The sequence below is a fragment of the Mycolicibacterium arcueilense genome, assembly GCF_058536225.1.
This window is the reverse complement of sequence record NZ_JBZTYL010000016.1, coordinates 83,202-102,039: the sequence shown is the minus strand read 5'-3', so window position 1 is coordinate 102,039 and position 18,838 is coordinate 83,202. Positions and strand designations below refer to the sequence as shown.

Here is an 18,838-nt window from a genome sequence, read left to right as displayed (position 1 = left end):
ACCTGACATGTTCGTGAGCAGGTCGTTGACTCTGACCCGCGATTCAGACGGATGCGCGTTTGCTAGCACCACGGCCACCGAGTCGTCACCATCCTCACGTGTTCCCCGTGATTATGGCGCTCAGGTACTGGCGGGACAACGGTTTGAGCCGCCGCGCTCACTCATTAATGGTTGCAATGTGATTGCAACCGGCCCACTCGCCCCCACCAACGCCGGTATAGTCCGACGCCAGTGTGGGTGTCCGCAAACTGTGATACCGAAGGTGGGAAATTCGTGAATCCGGTCAGCACGGCGTCCTCACCCGATTCGGATTACCCGCGGCCAGCGAACCGCTCCCGTGGGCATCGATTTATGTTCGCATTAACCAATATTCGCTTGCTGTTAGCGCTATTCCTCGCTGCGAGCGCACTTGCCGCACCCGCCTCTGCAGATCCCGAGTCCAACACCCTCAATCTGGCGTGGCCGTCTCTCGGATTACCCCGCACGATCAATCTCAGCGCCGCCAACAGCAACCAAGATTTCACGGTGCCCGTGCCCGCCGGACTGAACCCGGTCAGGCTGCACGGCGTTATTCACGCCCCGGTCAATCTCGGCCCTGGATTCTTGGAAGTCTCTGACCCAAGCGGCGGCTTTCTAGGAGCAGTGAACTTACCGCCGGTAGCCGCCAGTCAGGCGGTCACGCCCTTCACCGTTGACATTTCGGCTGCCCGCGTACGGGGCTCGGCGATCGGATTGTCGTTCACGGCACGACAGGCCGACAGCACCGGTCAGATCTGCGGGCCAATGCAACAGCTTCAAATCAGTGATCTGGATGTGGATTTCACCGGAACGGAGCCATCACCGGCGACCGTTGGCACGTTCTTTCCCCCGGTCCTTCAACGGGTTGTCATCTACGCTCCCAACGACGCGGATGCATCCGAGCAGCAGGCCGTGCTCACGTTGGCATCAGCCTTGGTCAAGCAGTACGCGCCCCAACCTCTCGGAATCGCTGTGATGAGTCAACCGCGAGGAACTACGCCACCGCCAACCGGACCGTTGACCCGTGCGGTCGTCGTCGAACGTGGTCCCGCCGGCCTCAACGTAGCCAACGCCGGGGCTGCCGGTGCGTATCTCCGACTCTCTGGTCGCGGCGACGAACTGACCGCACAGACCTCGCTGATCGTCAATGACCTGCAGTCGTTGGCGCAGGTGGACACTGCCAGGGTGTACCAGGCCGGCATCGGCCCCACTCCCAGTGGCGACACCCTTACGTTTGACCAGCTCGGGATGAAAGGCCGGGCGGAGGTGCTGCGATCCGGAGATATGTCTGTCAGCACCGATCGAGCTGCGTTGGGGGCCGGTCGCATCCAGAACGCCCAAGTTCACCTACTTGCCGATTACACACCGGTGGCGAAAGACGATGCGGGAACGGTGATGGTCCGTGCGAACGGCGTCGTCGTACACACCCAGGCCCTCGACCAGACCGGCCGACTCGACGCAACCTTCGACTTACCGAAGCAGGCGCTCACACAACGAGTCAGTCTTGATTTCGCCCTGACCTACACTCCGCGTCAGCTGTGCGGGCCCATGATCGCGCCACTCACTTTTCAGGTCGACCCCCAGTCGACCCTGACCGTGAAGCGCGGCGGATCGGCGCCTGGCGGATTCAGCGCTCTGCCTTCGGAGTTCAGCCCAAAGTTCTACGTCGCGCTTGACGGAACCAGTCCAAACCAGCTCGGTTACACCACTCGCCTCATCACTGACATCGCACGCCAGACGAAGGCTCAGTTGCTACCGCAGGTCGTGGACGTCAAAGCCGCGGCCGAGGCGTCCGATTCCGCGCTCATCGTGGCGAACGCAGACACGCTCAAACACACGACGCTGAACCCGCCGCTCAACGGTGCCGGCTCGGCCCTCACCGTCGATCTGCCGACGCAGTTGCGCGCCGACATGACCAAGGGCCTCGGATCAGTCCAGGTCTTCGCCGACAACCCACGCAACCGCACCGTCGCACTGGTCACGACCACCGATTCGTGGTCTCTGGTCGATCCGCTGATCGACTATCTCGAAAGGCCAGACATCAATTGGGCACAGCTGACCGGGGATGTACTGGCGGCCGGCGCAGCGGGAACGCCCGTCAATGTGTCGATCCGCAGTGACGACAACGAGTCTGGGCTCGCGCAGTCAGGCGGTGGCCACGGACTCCAGATTGCGGGTGCCATCGTGCTCGCGGTGGCCGCGGCCATCGGTGGAGTTCTCCTGTGGCGGCGCAGATCCCGCAAATAGGTGCTTCAGCCGGAACAGCATGAGAGGACGTGCCGTGCAGAACAGGAGGCCCCAGCTGCATTCCATCGCGACGCTGACACGGACCAACGATCGATTCATACCGACACCCGCCCTAGATGATTGCGAGGGCCTTATCCCATGAACCTGTCTCTGACCAGCGGTCTGATTCCGATAGCCCTGCAGATTCTCGCACTGGCGGCGATCGTGGTCGCGATCGGACGTGGACGGTCCCGAGAATGGCTGCGACGATGGCTGCTCGTCGCGGTACTCGCTGGGGTGGGCCTGGCGGCGGCCGGACGACTGATCGTCCGCGATCAGGGTTGGTCAGCCGACGCCATCGCGTTCGGAACGGTCTTCTGGACTGCCATGCTCGGGTTCACTGCAACAGTCTTGATCGCAGGATGGCGCGGGTCTGAGTGGTGGCGACGCCTGGTGGCAATTCTGTCGGTCGTGCTGGTCGTCGTGTGCGGGTTCTCCGCGCTCAACACGGCGACCGGATACTTTCCCACGGTCCGCGCGGCGTGGCTGCGGGTAACGCAGACTGAGCCAGAACAATGGATCGACGAATCCGAACTCGCCGCGTTGCAGCAGAAAGGTGAGGTACCCACCCGAGGCACCGTCGTGCGGGTGACCATCCCGGCCGACGCTTCAGGCTTCGCGCACCGGACCGAGGTCGTGTACCTCCCGCCGGCCTGGTTCTCCAGCAACCCGCCGCCGCAACTGCCGGCGGTGATCATGATGGGCGGAGAGTTCAACCATCCCAACGACTGGCTCCAGTCCACGGAAGCGCTTCAAACACTGGACGACTTCGCAGCACTGCACCACGGCAATGCCCCTATCGTCGTATTCCCGGACATATCAGGGAAATTCAACAACGACACCGAATGCGTCGACGGCGTCCGCGGCAACGCCGCCGCACATCTCACCAAAGACGTGGTGCCATACATGATCTCCCGGTTCGGGGTCAGCTCGAAGCCCGAGAACTGGGGGCTGGTGGGCTGGTCCACGGGCGCTACCTGCTCCCTGCTCACCGCAGTGCGTAACCCCGACATGTTCAGTGCGTTCGTCTGGCTCGACGGCACCTTGGGCCCCAATGCGGGCACGAAGGACCAGACCGTCGCGCGACTGTTCGGAGGCGACGAAAATGCCTGGGAATCGTTCGACCCCAAGACGATCATCACCCGCCACGGTCCGTACGACGACTTGTCGGCATGGCTCGGTGTCGCCGACGACACACCGACCGTCCACCGCGACGCCAGCACCACGCCGCCTTCCGAGGACTCGATTGCCGACTGGGACACCTACTCGGAGGAACACGCCCCCAACGCGACCAAACTCTGTGCCCTGCTCAGCGGCTACAACATCGAATGTTCCGTGGTCGGTTACAAGGGCGCACATGACTTCCAATCTGCCGGCGCAGCATTCGACGCAGCTCTGCCGTGGCTGGCAAGCGCACTCGGCACCCCAGATGTGCGAGATCGACAGTTGCCCGGGACCGCCGGCAAGTAGGAATGCACTGGTCGACATCGCTGAATGTTGTCATGTCGGCATAGGACGAGGAGAGAGATCTGTTGATGCGCAAAGGCTACAAAGCACTGGTCGCGCTCTCGGCCGCCACGCTCGTGTTCGCCGGTTGCGGAACACCGGACAAGGCCGAACAGTCCGAGGAAGAGGCGCCCCATAACCTCGGTTCCGTTCCTGTGACGAACGCTGCAGAACCGCTGCGAGATGCCGCCGCATCGATCGATCTCGTCACCCATATCTCCCGATCTGGGATCGATGACACCCAATCAACGCTCACCACTACCGTTTTCAAGCCCAAAGGGGACGCGCCCGAAGACGGGTTCCCGATCGTCGCACTGGCACCCGGAGCCACCGGGACTGCCCCTGACTGCGCACCGTCCGGTTCCCCTACCCTGGTCGGGCTTATCCCGACTGTTGTGGCGTTGTTGAAAGCCGGTTACGTCGTGGCAGTTCCGGACTTCCAGGGGCTTGGTCATCCCTCCACCGGTGAAGACATGGAACCGCAGTATCACCCGTATCTGGACTCGACGACGGCCGCCTACAACTTGGTTGACGGAGCTCAGGCCGCGCGGATCGTGGTACCGCAAACATCGGGTGCATGGCTGACGATGGGAATCGCCGAAGGCGGTCAGGCCGCGTGGGCGGCCAATGAGCTCGCCGACAACTACTCATACGAGCTCGAACTCGCGGGCTCCGTGAGCATGTCGCCCATGACGGACCTCGACGGTCTCGCCGACGCCGCCGAGAACGGCACCTTGAACAACGAGCAGAAGGTTGTCCTCGCCCGGTTCCTGGCCGGACTGGAAGCCGCATATCCCGATGCGATCAACCTTGACGACTTCCGGCGCGGCGCCGCCGAACAGCTGTGGGACAACCTGCTTGGCTGTCAATCCGCGCCCACAGCCGCGCAGGTCGCTGCCCAGGTTCCCCCCGATGATCTGCGACCGGCCTCCGCAGAAGCGATGGACACCCTGCGTGGATTCCTTCAAAAGGTCAACCTGCCACAGGGGCCGACACGGGCTCCGATGCTGGTCGCGTACAGCGGGACCGAACCGGCGACTCCGGCCGTCTGGACTGACCGCGCACTCAACGCGGCATGCAAGCTAGGCGACACCATCACGATCCGCAAGGATCCACAGCCCCAGCTCGATTCCACAGCGACGCTGTCATGGATCAACGACCGATTCACATCGGCACCCGCTCCGAACGACTGTGAGGGCCGTAGCTAGGCCCGCTACTTCCACAGCGCCTCCAGCGAGGTGACCGACTGGCCGAGCGCCCGGGCACTCAACGCCCGCAGGGCACGCCGCTCTACGACCTCGAAACTCGCGCCGACGTGCTCATGCAAGGCAGTGCGGCCAGCGTCGAGCTGATCGTCGAGGAGCAGGTCGACGATCTGGAGATGCTCATCGATGGTGGCGATCACCCGTTCTTCGGTGACGAAGTCATACATCCGGATCAACCGGATCCGCCGGTTGACATTGTCGAGCGTGGCGACCATCGCCTTGTTCCCGGATGCCGCGCACAGTTCGACGTGGAAAGACTCGTCGCGCAGCACCATGTCGCCGTCCGGTGGGGGCGGGCTGGCCTTCAGCCCCAGCCACTCGGCGCGCAGCGCCGCGAGCCGGTCTTTGTCGTACCGCAGCTCGTCGGTTTCCAGGATCCTGGTGATGCCGCGCAGTTCGATGGTGATGCGCAGCTCGTAGAGGTCGCGGACGCCCGGGATGTCCAACGCCACCGGGTAGTAGCCGTCGGGCCTGCGTTCGAGCATCCCGTCTGCATGCAACCGGACCAGCGCCTCCCGTAGTGGAGTCCGGCTGACGTTGAGCGTCTCGCAGAGCTGCGACTCGACCAGCCTCGTGCGATGGTCGATCTCGCCGACCATGAGCTTCTTGCCCAGGTCAAGGTAGACGCGGTCACGCAGGGAGACCGGTTCGGTGATCGGTGCCGACGTCATTGCAGTTCCTTGAGCGCGGCCACCACGTCGACGCTGGCGGCATGCGCCCCGAACACCCCGCCCTGCATGGTGATCATGTTCAGTGCCGCAACGTGATTGGCGTAGTCGGTGGCCCCGGTGGCATCCGAGACGACCAGGCACTCGTATCCGCGGTCGTTGGCGTCCCGCATGGTGGTGTGCACGCACACGTCGGTCGTGATGCCCGTGAAGATGAGGTGCGTGATGCCGCGGGTGCGCAGCACCAGGTCCAGATCGGTCGCGTAGAAGCTGCCCTTGCCGGGCTTGTCGATGACGGGTTCGCCTGGCAGATCGGCCATCTCGGGCACCAATTGCCAGCCCGGCTCGCCCCGGGTGAGGATCCGGCCGCACGGTCCGGTCGATCCGATCTCGGCACCGATCTGCGCCGACCGCCACCGCTTGTTGGCGGGCAGGTCCGAGAGGTCGGGGCGGTGCCCTTCGCGGGTGTGGATGACCAGGAGCCCGGCCGCGCGGGCCGCTGCGAGCACCTCCTGCGCGGGGCCCAGCGGCGCCCGCACCAGCGACAGGTCGTAGCCCATGCTGTCGACGTAGCCGCCCTCACCGCAGAAGTCGACCTGCCAGTCGATGTTGATCAATGCCGTCCGACCGGTGGGTATGTCACCGTCATACGGCCAGACGTAGGGGTTGGCCTCGATGGTGATCATGCGGTTTCTCCCACCAGCGCCGGTTGCACAGCGCGGACCGGCAGGTACGCCAACGCAGTGAAGGCCAACCCGCCGACCACCATCGCCACCACCGCGTCGGAAAGTTGCGGGGCGTAGAAGTGCGTCAGCAGCGCGCCTCCGGCTCCGATTCCCCACGCCGCGAACGGTTTCCAGGCAATAGCCGCGGTGGCCCGGCGGCGGGCGAACACCAACTGGTCGAGGATCAACACGATGCCGATCGGGGGTACCAGCACCCCGAGAATGTTCAGCCACGTCGCGAAGTACGACCAGATGCCTGCGACGGCGGCGACGGTTCCCACCACACCCAGCACGATCGTCAACTGACGCATGGTCTTTCCGGTGATGTTGCCGAACCCGACCGCACCGTTGTAGAGGCAGTGCGCACACACGCTGCCGAGGTTGACGAAGACGAAGACGATCGCCAACGGCACCAGGACTCCCCCGGCGCCGACCAGGACATGCAGGAAGTCACCGCCCGCCGTGCCGGGTGCGGCGGCGGCGCCCAGTGCGACCACGAACGCGCCGGCCAGCTGAGCGATGAGGTAGGCGACCGGAAACGCGGAGAATGCCGCCAATGCGCCCTCTCTGCCGTTGCGGGCCCACCGGGTGAAGTCAGCGGTCATGGTCCCCGAGTCGGCGAAGCAGGCGAACACCATGGTCACCGCGACGCCGAAGCCGAAGGCGCTCACGCCGGCGCCGCCGCGGTAATCCAGCGCCGATCCGATCCCGCCGGCGCTACCGGCGGCCAGGATCACCGCCACCACGCCGAGCGGGATGAACAACACCGAGGCCACCACCCCGATCCAGGAGATCGCACGGATCCCGACGAAGGTCAACGCCACGAACAGCACCCCGGCCAGCAGGGTGATCCACGGCGCGCTCCAGCCCATCGAGAGGTTGAGCGTGGATCCGACCATGCCCGTCTGGAAGGCGAACCAGCCGATCACCAATGCCGAGAGGAAGGCCGAGACAATGCGGAAACCCCGGGTCCCGAAGGTGTCGGCCGCGGTGAGCGCGAAGTTCTTGCCGGAGCGGCCGGCTAGGTAGCTCAGTGTGCCGACATAGCCCATCAGGATCAGGTCACCGACCACGATGGCGACCAAGCCCATGACGAAGCCGAGGTTGTAGACCACGATGCCCGCGAAGACGGCCGAGGTCATGATCATCGGGAAGCCGACCCACACCGCGGACACCGCGAACAGTGACTTGCGGGCGGTCAGCGGGACGGGCTGGTTCTCGTACTCCTCACCAAGCGCCGAATGCTGTTCGGCGAGCGCTGTATCCATGGCTGTATACCGTCGGGTATACGGATTTCCCTGGCATTTCTGTCGATGAACGTTCCGTAACGAGGTCCTCACGGGCGTCCGGCACTCAGCTTTACGTCGTCGCAACACAACAGGTGGGTCCACGTAACAGAAACGTCGTCAACTCCCAGTGATCGGCCCGCCCGGGCCGCCACCCCCAGGAGATGTTGATGGATACAGGAACCACGGCGTTCATGCTGTGTTGCATCATCGGCCTCACGCTGATGATCCCCGGCCTTGCCTTGTTCTACGGCGGCATGGTCTCGGTCAAGAGCTCGACCAACATGATGATGATGACGTTCGGCGCAGTCGCCCTCGTGGGCGTGCTGTGGGTGCTGTTCGGATTCTCGATGGTCTTCGGGACGTCCTACGGCGGATTCGTCGGCAGCTTCACCGAATTCGCCGGCATGAAGGACCTCATGGAGCCGATGACCACGGTCGCGGGGCTTCCGGTCAGCTTGTTCTCCATCTTCCAGGCGCTGTTCGCGGCCATCACCGTGGCGCTGATCTCGGGTGCGGTCGCCGACCGGATGAAGTTCGGCGCCTGGATGATCTTCGCCGCGGCCTGGGCGGTCCTGGTGTACTTCCCGGTCGCACACTGGGTTTTCGCCTTCGACGGTGTCGTCACCGAGAACTCGGTCGGCGGCTGGATCGCCAACAAGCTGCACGCCATCGACTTCGCCGGTGGCACCGCCGTGCACATCAACGCCGGCGCGGCCGCCCTCGCCGTGGCCATCGTGCTCGGCAAGTCGGCCATGTTCGGCCAGTTGCGCAAGCCGCACAACGTCCCCCTGACCCTGCTCGGCGCGGGCATGCTATGGGCCGGCTGGTATGCCTTCAACGGCGGATCCGCCCTGGCCGCAGGCAATTCCGCTGCCATCGTGATGGTCACCACCTTCGTCGCCACCTGCGCGGCCACCCTGGCCTGGATCGGCGTCGAGAAACTCAAGGACGGCCACGTCACCGGCGTGGGCGCCGCCTCGGGCGCGATCACCGGCCTGGTGGCCATCACCCCGGCCTGCGGTGCGGTCACCCCGATCGGCGCGATCTTCGTCGGCGCCATCGCCGGGGCGATCTGCGTCTACGCCGTCGGCTTCAAGGAGAAGCTTGGCTACGACGACTCGCTCGACGTGGTCGGCGTACACCTGGTCGGCGGCGTGGTCGGCACCCTGCTGATCGGCTTCTTCGCCAGCGAGGGCATGCCCAATGCCACCAACGGCCTGTTCTACGGCGGCGGATTCGACCAGCTGTGGAAGCAGGCGGTCGCGGCCGGTGCGGTGATGGCCTACTCGTTCGCGGTTGCCTTCGCCATCGCGTTCGTCCTGAAGAAGACCATCGGAATCCGCATCTCCTCCGAGGAAGAGGAGAAGGGTATCGACACCACATTCCACCGGGATTCGGCCTACGAGCTCGAATTCGCCTGACAGAAAAGATGATCCCCGGCCCGGCTGCCGAGGACCCGCATCCGCGGCAGCCGGTGACCGGGGTTTCCTCGACTTGCCGAAGTTTCCTACAGTGATACTTTGATTCTTAACAAGAGACGAAAGTGCTGGTGCTATGCCCTCCGATCTCGCCACCCTCGCCGAACAATCCGGCACCAAGTTCATCCTCGCGCTGTTCGTGGACCTGCGCGGAAAGCCTTGCGCCAAACTGGTTCCCGTTGAATCAGTCGAGCTCCTGGCCACCGAGGGTGTGGGCTTCGCCGGCTATGCCGTCGGCGCGATGGGCCAGGAACCGAAGGACCCGGACCTCGTCGCCATCCCCGACCCGGCCTCGTTCACCCCGATCCCGTTCATCAAGGAGGGCCTGGCCCTCGTGCACTGCGACCCTCACGTCGGGGGCGCACCGTGGCCGTATGCACCGCGGGTGATCCTCAAGGGCCTGATCCAGCGCGCCGCCGACGCCGGATTTGAACCCTGGGTGGGCGCCGAGGTCGAGTATTTCCTTCTGCGGCGCAACGCCGATGGCGTCCTGGCCACCGCCGACGCCGCCGACACCGCCGCCCAGCCCTGTTACGACGCGCGTGGCGTCACCCGCATGTACGAGCACCTCACCGCGATCTCGACGGCGATGAACACCCTCGGCTGGTCCAACTACGCCAACGACCACGAGGACGGCAACGGGCAGTTTGAGCAGAACTTCGAGTTCTCCGATGCGCTGACCACCGCCGACCGGGTGATCACGCTGCGCTACCTGCTGTCGATGATCGCCGGCGAACGCGACATGGTGGCCACCTTCATGCCCAAGCCCTTCAGCGACCGCACCGGCAGTGGTCTGCATCTGCACCTGTCGCTGACCAGCGGCGGTACCCCGGTCTTCCCTGCCGACGCCGACGAGCGGGGCCTGGGCCTGTCCGAGACGGCGTACGCGTTCATCGGTGGCATCCTCGACCACGCCTGCGCGCTGCAGTCCGTCGTCGCCCCGACGGTCAACTCCTACAAGCGGACCGGCGCGACCTCGACCGCATCGGGCGCCTCGTGGGCCCCGCGCAAACCCAGCTACGGCGGCAACGATCGCACCCACTACATCCGAGTGCCCGACAGTCAGCGCATCGAGTTGCGCGGCGGCGACGGGTCGGCCAACCCGTATCTCGCGATCGCCGCGGCACTGGGCGCCGGGCTCGACGGCGTCAAACGCAGCCTCGACCCGGGAGCCGTGGGAGCCCAGGGACCGGCGGCACTGCCGCCCACACTGCTGCACGCGGTCGAATCGCTGGAGACCGATCCGATCGTCACCGGGGTGCTCGACGTCGCGGGCGACGGCGTCGCCTCCTACTTCGCCGACGTCAAACGCGAGGAGTTCTTCGCCTACCACGGCACCGTCACGCCGTGGGAGATCGACCAATACCTGACGGCGTTCTAGAAGGGAGACAACACATGTGCGGGATCGTGGGGCTACACCTACGCACACCGGAGCTGTATCCGCGGCTGGGGGAACTGCTCGCCGCCATGCTCGGCGAGATGTCCGACCGCGGTGCCGACTCGGCGGGGATCGCGGTCTACGGGGACCCGGAGTGGTCACCGTACGGGCAGGGCTGTGTCTCGGTGACCGATGTCGCGGAGCGGCCCGATCTGGGTCCGGATGTCGATGTGGTGCAGGTGGATTCGACGTACCTGCTGTCGGCGGACATGGAGTCCGAGGAGCTGCTGGACCTGGTGCGGGCGGCCTACCCGACGGCACTGATCTCCGGGTTCGGCGCCGATCTGGCGGTCCTCAAAGGGGTCGGCCATCCCCGCTCGCTCACCGAGGCCTGGGGTCTGGCCAAGGCCCAGGGCTGGCAGGGTGTCGGGCACACCAGGATGGCCACCGAGTCCGCGGTGACGCCGTCGGGCTGCCATCCCTACACCGTCGGCCCAGGACAGTGCCTGGTGCACAACGGATCTTTCGCCAATCACGCCACCATTCGCCGCGACCTGCGCCGGGCCGGTGTGAGGTTCGACAGCGAGAACGACACCGAGGTGGGCGCCCGGTTCGTGGCCGAACAACTGGCCGCGGGCCGCGACGTGGCCACCGCACTCAAGGAGCTCTGCGCCACCTTTGATGGCTTCTACACCCTGCTGGTCTCCGATCACGACTCGTTCGCGGTGGTGCGCGACGCCATCGCGTGCAAGCCGGCCGTGATCGCCGAAACCGCCGACTGGGTGGCGATGGCCAGCGAGTACCGGGCCCTGGCCGGGCTGCCCGGCGTCGAGCAGGCACGTATTTGGGAACCGGAACCGGAGGTGGTCTACGCATGGACACGTTGATACGGCGGGCAGGAGCGCAGCGACCGGGGAATCTGTCGCGGTTCGATTTGCGCACAACGCCGTTGCGTGAGGTCAATGCCGCATTGCACCAGCCGGGCGTCGACGGTGACCACGTCATCGCGCATCCCGACGGTGCCCACAACGTCGCCGTCGGCCTCAACGCGCCGTTGCGGGTGACCGTCGAGGGCCACGTCGGCTACTACGCCGCTGGGATGAACCAGCTCGCCGAGGTCACGATCAACGGCAACGCCGGGACCGGCGTTGCCGAGAACATGATGAGCGGCACGGTGCGCGTCACCGGGAACGCCTCTCAGTCCGCGGGTGCCACAGCACACGGCGGGCTGCTGGTCATCGAGGGAGACGCAGCCGCCCGCTGCGGCATCTCGATGAAGGGTGTGGACATCGTCGTGGGCGGCAGCATCGGCCACATGAGCGCGTTCATGGCCCAGGCCGGACGTCTGGTGGTGCGCGGCGACGCCGGGGAGGCGCTGGGCGACTCGATCTACGAGGCCCGCATCTACGTGCGGGGCGCGGTGGCTTCACTGGGCGCGGACTGCATCGCCAAGCCGATGCGGCCCGAGCACCATGCCGAACTCGCGGAGTTGTTGGCCGCCAGTGGCTTCGGCGACGACGACACCGCCGCTTACACCCGCTACGGGTCCGCCCGGAACCTCTACCATTTCCACGTCGACAATGCGAGTGAGTACTGATGCGCGAATCCGCCACCTTCGATCGATCCACCATCGCCGACATCCAGCGGGCCGCCGAGACCGGGATCTACGACATCCGCGGCTGGGGCGCCAAACGCCGCCTGCCCCACTTCGACGACCTGCTGTTCCTGGGTGCATCCATGTCGCGCTACCCGCTGGAGGGCTACCGGGAACGCTGCGGCACCGACGTGGTGCTCGGTGACCGGCACGCCAAACATCCACTGCACCTGAACATCCCGGTCACCATCGCTGGCATGAGCTTCGGCGCGCTGTCCGGTCCGGCCAAGGAGGCCCTGGGCCGCGGGGCCAGCGAGGCAGGCACCTCGACCACCACGGGTGACGGCGGCATGACACCGGAGGAGCGCGGGCAGAGCAAGCACCTGGTGTACCAGTACCTGCCGTCGCGCTACGGGATGAATCCCGACGATCTGCGCAAGGCCGACGCCATCGAGGTGGTGCTCGGTCAAGGCGCCAAACCGGGCGGCGGTGGAATGCTGTTGGGCCAGAAGATCTCCCCGCGAGTGGCCCAGATGCGCACACTGCCCGAAGGCATCGACCAGCGCAGCGCGTGCCGGCACCCGGACTGGACCGGGCCCGACGATCTGACCATCAAGATCAACGAACTGCGGGAGATCACCGACTGGGAGAAGCCCATCTACGTCAAGGTCGGGGCCACTCGCACCTATTACGACGTGAAGCTCGCCGTGCATGCCGGCGCCGACGTGGTGGTGGTCGACGGAATGCAGGGCGGCACGGCCGCCACCCAGGAGGTGTTCATCGAGCACGTCGGCATCCCGACCCTGGCTGCGGTACCGCAGGCGGTGCAGGCTCTCCAGGAGCTCGGCGTTCACCGGAAAGTTCAACTGATCGTGAGCGGCGGGATCCGCTCGGGCGCCGACGTCGCGAAGGCACTGGCGCTCGGCGCCGATGCCGTCGCGATCGGCACTGCCGCGTTGATCGCGCTGGGCGACAACCACCCTCGCTACGCCGCCGAGTACGAGAAGCTCGGTAGCGCGGCCGGTTTCTACGACGATTTCCAGGACGGACGCGATCCGGCCGGAATCACCACCCAGGACCCGGAGCTGGCGGCCCGGTTCGACCCGGTCGAGGGCGGCCGCCGGCTGGCCAACTACCTGCGCGTGCTGACCATGGAGGCGCAGACCATCGCCCGGGCGTGCGGCAAGGCCCACGTGTGCCATCTGGAGCCCGAGGACCTGGTAGCTGTGACCATCGAAGCCGCCGCGATAGCGCGGGTTCCGCTGGCCGGCACGAACTGGATTCCGGGCCTGTGACCGCCACCGCAGATGTCGTCATCGTCGGTGGCGGACTGGAAGGGGCCGCGGCAGCCTGGGCGTTGAGTCAGCGCGGCGTCACCGATGTGACTGTGCTGGAGCGCAATACCGTCGGCTCGGGGATGACCGGGAAATCCAGCGGGATCGTGCGCTGCCACTACGGGGTCAGCTCGCTGGCCGCGATGGCGACCGTAGGTCTCGAGGTCTTCGAGAACGCCGAGCAGATCTTCGGCACCGACATCGGGTTCCGGCAGACCGGCTACGTCGTCGGCGTCGGCGAACCCAACGTCGGCAACCTTCGTAAGAGTCTGGCCGCCCAACGCGAGGTCGGGGTGCAGACCGAGGAGATCGACGCCGCCGAGGTGGCCGAGCTGTGGCCGTGGGCCGATCTGGAACCGTTCGCGGCCTTCGGTTGGGAGGCTCGCGGCGGATACGGCGACGCCTACCAGACCGCGCAGGCGTTCGCGGTCTCGGCCAGGGCCGCCGGGGTACGAATCCGACAGGCCGCCAACGTGACCGCGCTGATGCTCGACGGTGGCCGGGTCACCGGAGTCGAACTGGCCGACGGCACCCGACTCTCGGCAGGCACCGTCGTCGTCGCCACCGGGGTCTGGGCCCGGCCCTTCCTGGCGCCCTACGGCGTCGACGTGCCCATCCGGGTGCACCGGGAACAGATCGTGACGATCAAACCCGGGGTGGATACGGGCCCCGTACCGGTGTTCTCCGACCTGGTCTCACTGCAATACATCCGGCCCGAACCCAACGGCGAGCTGCTGTTCGGAAATTCCGATCTGGCCGATTTGGAGCCCGCCGACCCGGACGACTACCTGAACCGGGCCACCGACGGATTCGTCGACCTGACCGTCGACAAGGTCGGCACGCGATTTCCGGGATTCCCCGACGCGGCGATCAGCGGCAGCTACGCCGGCTGCTACGACGTCACCCCCGACTGGAACCCGGTCATCTCCGCGACCGGAATCGACGGCCTGCTGGTGGCGGCCGGATTCAGCGGGCACGGCTTCAAGATCGCGCCGGCGGTCGGCAACCTGATCGCCGACCTGGTGACCGAGGGACACAGCCGCGACCCGCGGATACCAGAGTCGGATTTCCGGCTCGCCCGGTTCGCGGAGGACAATTTGCTCAAGAGCCGGTATCCGTACGTCGGTGCCGGGGAGATGCGTTAGACGGGAGTGCAGTGAGCGACCTGCTCCGTAATGCCGGCACGGCCCGCGAACGCGATCCCCACGCACCGGTCGAAGAGCTCGAGTTCGAGGCGGCGATCGGGCGCAATGTGCGCCAACTCCGTCAGCAGCACGGGCTCACCGTCGCCGACATGGCCGCCCGGGTGGGCATCTCCAAGGCGATGCTGTCCAAGATCGAGAACGCGCAGACCTCCTGCAGCCTGTCCACCCTCGCACTGTTGGCCAAGGGCCTTGACGTTCCGGTGACCAGCCTGTTCCGCGGGGCCGACGTCGAACGTCCGGCGGCCTTCGTCAAAGCGGGCACGGGGCCCGAGATCGTGCGCAACGGCACCAAACAGGGTCACGAATATCAACTGCTCAGCTCGCTGCGCGGGGAGCACAAGCGGCTGGAATGCCTGCACGTCACGCTGACCGAGAAGAGCCAGACCTACCCGCTGTTCCAGCATCCCGGTACCGAGTTCATCTACATGCTCGAAGGCGTCATGGACTACAGCCACAGCCGCTCGGTCTACCGGCTGCAGCCGGGCGACTCCCTGCAGATCGACGGGGAAGGCGCTCACGGACCGGTTGACCTGATCGAACTGCCGATCCGGTTCCTGTCGGTGATCGCCTTCCCCGATTCGCAGGTGTGAGTCATCCCCTGCTCACTCGTAGATGCTGGTGATCCGCTGCGGGCCGTGGTGGTTGTGCCAGCCGGGCTTCATGCCGGGGGCCGGGGTGGCGTAGGTGTCCGGGCTGTACAGGTTGCCCGAGCCCTGCGGTGTCTGCGCAGCGGCAGTACCGGCCAGGCCGAGCGCGACGGCGCCGAAGACGCCAGCGGACAGGATGGGCAGTGCCAGAGCCTTGGTGACCTTCGTCATGATCGTGAATCCTTCTGTCTCAGTGAGTGTTTCGTTTTCTTCTGCGGCCTGTTCGGCCTCTGAGACAAGAATGCGATCCGGGCGGCCCCAGGTCTGTCCGGCAATCAGGCGATCAACCTGGTGAAGACGGGTTCCCCCGATCGGGGGAACGTGTCGGAGTTGGCAGGCAGCCGCGCGGGTGTCACTGTGGTTCCATGCGCCACCGTGCCCGTCAAGCGGTCCGCGACGCATCCACCTGCCTCGCCGTGATCGTTCGGATGGCATTGACCAGCGCGATCGCCGTCGCGCCCAGCCTGGTCGGCCTGGTACAGGAGAACCGAGTACGGCCGGTGGCCGCGGTCCTACCGTTGCCCGACCTCGCCGGCCAACCCTGGACGGCGGTGCCGTCGGCGCGTCCAGCTCCCGCGGCGCCGGCCACGACGGGGTCACCGCCACCCCCGGAGGTTCAGGCACCGGGCGGGGTGCACATCCCGGCGATCGCACTGGCGGCCTACCAGAACGCGGACGCCATGATGGCGCAAAGCCAACCCGACTGCGGTGTGACCTGGAACCTGCTGGCCGGGATCGGATACGTCGAGTCCACGCATGCGTTCGGCGGCGCGGCCGACGAACGCGGTGACCCCGTCCATCCCATCTATGGCCCCGCCCTCGACGGCTCACTGCCGGGCAACGAGATCATCGTCGCCGGCAGCTTTGGCGGCGGCACTCGCTACGCCCGCGCGCTGGGGCCCATGCAGTTCCTGCCGAGCACGTGGCTGCTGCACGGCGCCGATGGCGACGGCGATGGTCAGGCCGATCCGCACAATCTCTTCGATGCCACCCTGGCCGCGGCCCGCTACCTCTGCAGCGACGGTGCGGACCTGCGCAACCAGACGCAGTTGACCAGCGCGGTGCTGCGCTACAACCACTCGATGCCCTACGTCGCCAACGTGCTGGGCTGGGCGGCGGCCTACGCCACCGGCGTGGCTCCGGCGAATCTCCCGCCGCTCACCGCACCGCGTTCGCCGAGCGTCGCCGTTCGTGGGGTCGACGGCACCGCTGCATCGGCTGTCGGCTCGACGGAAACCGCCGCGCCGGACAAGACCACGCGTCGAGACGATGACCGCGACACCGGTTCATCGACACCCCGGTCGGGATCATCGGTGACGAGCAAGGGCTCCGCCAATACGAGCGCGTCGAGCGGGTCCCGGCGCAGCACCGGCACCGCCAAACCCACGGTGAAGATCGGCAACGGCCGTTCCGGCGGTGCGCGCTGACGCCGCGGACCGGCAGCTAGCGGCATTTTGGCCAACCAGGCCCCCGGGCGTACAGTGAACGACGTGCAGCGGGTGCTCCTTCTCGGACGCCGCGACGGGGTTTGACCAGACCGGCTTCCCGTCGCGGGTGTTTTGCGATCCGCCGGTCGAGTCCCCCTGATCTCCCGGAGCAAACATCATGACCAGCCCAGACGCCTACACGTCCGCCCGCACCATCACCACACCGTCCGGCCCCGGCAACTCCGGTCAGCCCGTCTGGAACACCCAGCGCGGTTCATCCATGCCGGTCAGCCGCTATCGCAGCTTCGCCGACGAGGTTCCCGGCGGCAGCCCGGCGTTCGGCCAGGGCGTCCCGTTCGACCGCACCTGGCCGGACCGCGTCATCGACACCGCACCTCAGTGGTGCGCGGTCGACCTGCGCGACGGTAACCAGGCCCTGATCGATCCCATGAGCCCCGCGCGCAAGCGCCGCATGTTCGACCTGCTGGTCCGGATGGGCTACAAGGAGATCGAGGTCGGATTCCCCTCGGCCAGCCAGACCGACTACGACTTCGTTCGCGAGATCATCGAGGACGGCGCCATCCCGGACGATGTGACGATCCAGGTGCTGACCCAGTGCCGGCCCGAGCTGATCGAGCGGACGTTCGAGGCTTGCGCGGGCGCTCCGCAGGCGATCGTGCACTTCTACAACTCGACGTCCATCCTGCAGCGCCGCGTGGTGTTCCGGGCCGACCGCGAGGCCGTCAAGACGATCGCCACCGACGGCGCCCACATGTGCGTCGAGGAGGCCAAGAAGTACCCGCAGACCCGCTGGCGCTTCGAGTACTCCCCCGAGTCCTACACGGGCACCGAGCTGGAGTACGCCGTCGAGGTGTGCAACGCGGTCGCCGACATCGTCAAGCCCACGCCCGAGTGGCCGCTGATCGTCAACCTGCCGGCCACCGTCGAGATGGCCACCCCGAACGTCTATGCCGACTCGATCGAGTGGATGAGCCGGCACCTGACCCCGCGCGACTCGATCATCCTGAGCCTGCACCCGCACAACGATCGCGGAACCGGTGTTGCCGCAGCCGAATTGGGCTACCAGGCCGGCGCCGACCGGATCGAGGGCTGCCTGTTCGGCAACGGCGAGCGCACGGGCAATGTCTGCCTGGTGACGCTGGGGCTGAACATGTTCAGCCGCGGGGTCGACCCGCAGATCGACTTCTCCAACATCGACGAGATCCGGCGCACCGTCGAGTACTGCAACCAGCTGCCCGTCCACGAGCGCCACCCCTACGGCGGCGACCTGGTCTACACCGCGTTCTCCGGCAGCCACCAGGACGCCATCAACAAGGGCCTGGACCAGATGAAGTTCGATGCCGACGAGGCTGACGTCGATGTTGATGATCTCCTGTGGCAAGTTCCCTACCTGCCGATCGACCCCAAGGACGTCGGCCGCACCTACGAGGCCGTGATCCGGGTGAACTCGCAGTCCGGCAAGGGTGGCGTCGCCTACATCATGAAGGCCGACCACGGCCTGGCCCTGCCGCGGCGGCTGCAGATGGAGTTCTCGAAGGCCATCCAGCAGATCACCGACGGCGAGGGCGGCGAGGTCTCACCCAAGGCGATCTGGGACGCGTTCTCCGAGGAGTACCTGGCCCCGATCACCCCGTTGGAGCGCATTCGCCAGAAGGTGGTGGCCTCCGAGGTGGACGGTGGTACCGACACCATCACCGCGATCGTCAAGATCGACGGCGTCGAACGCGAGATCGTCGGCGCGGGCAACGGCCCGCTGGCGGCATTCGTCGACGCCCTGGGGGCCATCGGCTACGACATCAACGTGCTGGACTACTCCGAGCACGCCATGTCGTCCGGCGAAGAGGCCCAGGCCGCAGCCTATGTCGAGGCGTCGATCGGCGGTAGGACCGTCTGGGGCGTCGGTATCGCGACTTCGATCACAACTGCATCACTTCGCGCGGTCGTATCTGCCGTCAACAGAGCCGCGCGTGCTTAGCTGACGCTGGCGTAGATCACTA

General features: G+C 66.2%; 16 protein-coding genes. 12 read left to right on the top strand and 4 right to left on the bottom strand.

The window, feature by feature from the left end; translation table 11 throughout:
* The first annotated feature begins 783 nt into the window (after positions 1-783).
* From AC4LGL_RS19150 to AC4LGL_RS19140, 3 genes are all read left to right on the top strand, one after another.
* Entirely contained in the window at positions 784-2,265 is a 1,482-nt protein-coding gene (locus tag AC4LGL_RS19150; protein WP_491840161.1) for a hypothetical protein, read from the top strand.
* A 138-nt stretch (positions 2,266-2,403) separates the two neighbouring features.
* Positions 2,404-3,774 (top strand): alpha/beta hydrolase-fold protein, encoded by a 1,371-nt coding sequence (locus AC4LGL_RS19145; protein WP_491840160.1) that lies wholly within the window; start codon positions 2,404-2,406, stop codon positions 3,772-3,774.
* A gap of 65 nt (positions 3,775-3,839) precedes the next feature.
* The gene (locus tag AC4LGL_RS19140; RefSeq protein ID WP_491840159.1) at positions 3,840-5,018 is read left to right on the top strand and encodes a lipase family protein; all 1,179 of its coding nucleotides are present in this window, start codon (positions 3,840-3,842) and stop codon (positions 5,016-5,018) included.
* Positions 5,019-5,023: 5 nt separating this feature from the next.
* Here AC4LGL_RS19140 and AC4LGL_RS19135 read toward each other — a convergent pair whose 3' ends face one another.
* The 3 genes from AC4LGL_RS19135 to AC4LGL_RS19125 are packed head-to-tail and all read right to left on the bottom strand — an operon-like array spanning position 5,024 to position 7,736.
* Entirely contained in the window at positions 5,024-5,746 is a 723-nt protein-coding gene (locus AC4LGL_RS19135) for a GntR family transcriptional regulator (protein WP_491840158.1), read from the bottom strand.
* A complete protein-coding gene (gene biuH, locus AC4LGL_RS19130; protein ID WP_491840157.1) occupies positions 5,743-6,429 on the bottom strand; it encodes a biuret amidohydrolase in 687 nt (228 codons plus the stop codon). Before biuH ends, AC4LGL_RS19135 begins: the two co-directional genes overlap by 4 nt.
* Positions 6,426-7,736: a cytosine permease gene (locus tag AC4LGL_RS19125; protein ID WP_491840156.1), complete on the bottom strand. Its 1,311-nt coding sequence runs from the start codon at positions 7,734-7,736 to the stop codon at positions 6,426-6,428. The genes biuH and AC4LGL_RS19125 overlap by 4 nt, the downstream gene beginning before the upstream one ends.
* Before the next feature lie 188 nt (positions 7,737-7,924).
* On the opposite strand from AC4LGL_RS19125, the gene AC4LGL_RS19120 reads away from it, so the two are divergent.
* The 7 genes from AC4LGL_RS19120 (at position 7,925) to AC4LGL_RS19090 (ending at position 15,336) form a co-directional block, all read left to right on the top strand.
* Entirely contained in the window at positions 7,925-9,178 is a 1,254-nt protein-coding gene (locus AC4LGL_RS19120; protein WP_090517592.1) for an ammonium transporter, read from the top strand.
* Between the two features lie 133 nt (positions 9,179-9,311).
* A complete protein-coding gene (glnT, locus tag AC4LGL_RS19115) occupies positions 9,312-10,616 on the top strand; it encodes a type III glutamate--ammonia ligase (RefSeq protein WP_491840155.1) in 1,305 nt (434 codons plus the stop codon).
* 14 nt (positions 10,617-10,630) lie between these two features.
* The gene (locus AC4LGL_RS19110; RefSeq protein WP_491840154.1) at positions 10,631-11,500 is read left to right on the top strand and encodes a class II glutamine amidotransferase domain-containing protein; all 870 of its coding nucleotides are present in this window, start codon (positions 10,631-10,633) and stop codon (positions 11,498-11,500) included.
* Positions 11,488-12,210: a protein glxC gene (locus AC4LGL_RS19105; protein ID WP_491840153.1), complete on the top strand. Its 723-nt coding sequence runs from the start codon at positions 11,488-11,490 to the stop codon at positions 12,208-12,210. Before AC4LGL_RS19110 ends, AC4LGL_RS19105 begins: the two co-directional genes overlap by 13 nt.
* Positions 12,210-13,502, top strand: a complete 1,293-nt coding sequence (locus tag AC4LGL_RS19100) for an FMN-binding glutamate synthase family protein (protein WP_491840152.1) — start codon at positions 12,210-12,212, stop codon at positions 13,500-13,502. The genes AC4LGL_RS19105 and AC4LGL_RS19100 overlap by 1 nt, the downstream gene beginning before the upstream one ends.
* A complete protein-coding gene (locus AC4LGL_RS19095) occupies positions 13,499-14,686 on the top strand; it encodes an NAD(P)/FAD-dependent oxidoreductase (RefSeq protein WP_491840151.1) in 1,188 nt (395 codons plus the stop codon). The genes AC4LGL_RS19100 and AC4LGL_RS19095 overlap by 4 nt, the downstream gene beginning before the upstream one ends.
* Before the next feature lie 11 nt (positions 14,687-14,697).
* On the top strand, positions 14,698-15,336 hold the full coding sequence (locus AC4LGL_RS19090) for a type II toxin-antitoxin system RelB family anti-toxin (RefSeq protein ID WP_064878781.1): 639 nt from the start codon (positions 14,698-14,700) through the stop codon (positions 15,334-15,336).
* Between the two features lie 12 nt (positions 15,337-15,348).
* Here AC4LGL_RS19090 and AC4LGL_RS19085 read toward each other — a convergent pair whose 3' ends face one another.
* Positions 15,349-15,564 (bottom strand): hypothetical protein, encoded by a 216-nt coding sequence (locus AC4LGL_RS19085; protein WP_491840150.1) that lies wholly within the window; start codon positions 15,562-15,564, stop codon positions 15,349-15,351.
* A gap of 194 nt (positions 15,565-15,758) precedes the next feature.
* Here AC4LGL_RS19085 and AC4LGL_RS19080 point away from each other — a divergent pair, with 194 nt between their 5' ends.
* Together AC4LGL_RS19080 and leuA are read left to right on the top strand one after the other, a co-directional pair.
* A complete protein-coding gene (locus tag AC4LGL_RS19080; protein WP_491840149.1) occupies positions 15,759-16,820 on the top strand; it encodes a lytic transglycosylase domain-containing protein in 1,062 nt (353 codons plus the stop codon).
* A 178-nt stretch (positions 16,821-16,998) separates the two neighbouring features.
* Positions 16,999-18,816 (top strand): 2-isopropylmalate synthase, encoded by a 1,818-nt coding sequence (gene leuA, locus AC4LGL_RS19075; RefSeq protein ID WP_491840148.1) that lies wholly within the window; start codon positions 16,999-17,001, stop codon positions 18,814-18,816.
* Positions 18,817-18,838 lie beyond the last annotated feature (22 nt).

What these genes read in the sequence shown, in the direction of transcription:
- AC4LGL_RS19150 (WP_491840161.1), top strand. Translation starts at nt 784, where the DNA reads ATGCAACAGCTTCAAATCAGTGATCTGGATGTGGATTTCACCGGAACG.
- AC4LGL_RS19145 (WP_491840160.1), top strand. Translation starts at nt 2,404, where the DNA reads ATGAACCTGTCTCTGACCAGCGGTCTGATTCCGATAGCCCTGCAGATT.
- AC4LGL_RS19140 (WP_491840159.1), top strand. Translation starts at nt 3,840, where the DNA reads ATGCGCAAAGGCTACAAAGCACTGGTCGCGCTCTCGGCCGCCACGCTC.
- AC4LGL_RS19135 (WP_491840158.1), bottom strand. Translation starts at nt 5,746, where the DNA reads ATGACGTCGGCACCGATCACCGAACCGGTCTCCCTGCGTGACCGCGTC.
- biuH (WP_491840157.1), bottom strand. Translation starts at nt 6,429, where the DNA reads ATGATCACCATCGAGGCCAACCCCTACGTCTGGCCGTATGACGGTGAC.
- AC4LGL_RS19125 (WP_491840156.1), bottom strand. Translation starts at nt 7,736, where the DNA reads ATGGATACAGCGCTCGCCGAACAGCATTCGGCGCTTGGTGAGGAGTAC.
- AC4LGL_RS19120 (WP_090517592.1), top strand. Translation starts at nt 7,925, where the DNA reads ATGGATACAGGAACCACGGCGTTCATGCTGTGTTGCATCATCGGCCTC.
- glnT (WP_491840155.1), top strand. Translation starts at nt 9,312, where the DNA reads ATGCCCTCCGATCTCGCCACCCTCGCCGAACAATCCGGCACCAAGTTC.
- AC4LGL_RS19110 (WP_491840154.1), top strand. Translation starts at nt 10,631, where the DNA reads ATGTGCGGGATCGTGGGGCTACACCTACGCACACCGGAGCTGTATCCG.
- AC4LGL_RS19105 (WP_491840153.1), top strand. Translation starts at nt 11,488, where the DNA reads ATGGACACGTTGATACGGCGGGCAGGAGCGCAGCGACCGGGGAATCTG.
- AC4LGL_RS19100 (WP_491840152.1), top strand. Translation starts at nt 12,210, where the DNA reads ATGCGCGAATCCGCCACCTTCGATCGATCCACCATCGCCGACATCCAG.
- AC4LGL_RS19085 (WP_491840150.1), bottom strand. Translation starts at nt 15,564, where the DNA reads ATGACGAAGGTCACCAAGGCTCTGGCACTGCCCATCCTGTCCGCTGGC.
- AC4LGL_RS19080 (WP_491840149.1), top strand. Translation starts at nt 15,759, where the DNA reads ATGCGCCACCGTGCCCGTCAAGCGGTCCGCGACGCATCCACCTGCCTC.
- leuA (WP_491840148.1), top strand. Translation starts at nt 16,999, where the DNA reads ATGACCAGCCCAGACGCCTACACGTCCGCCCGCACCATCACCACACCG.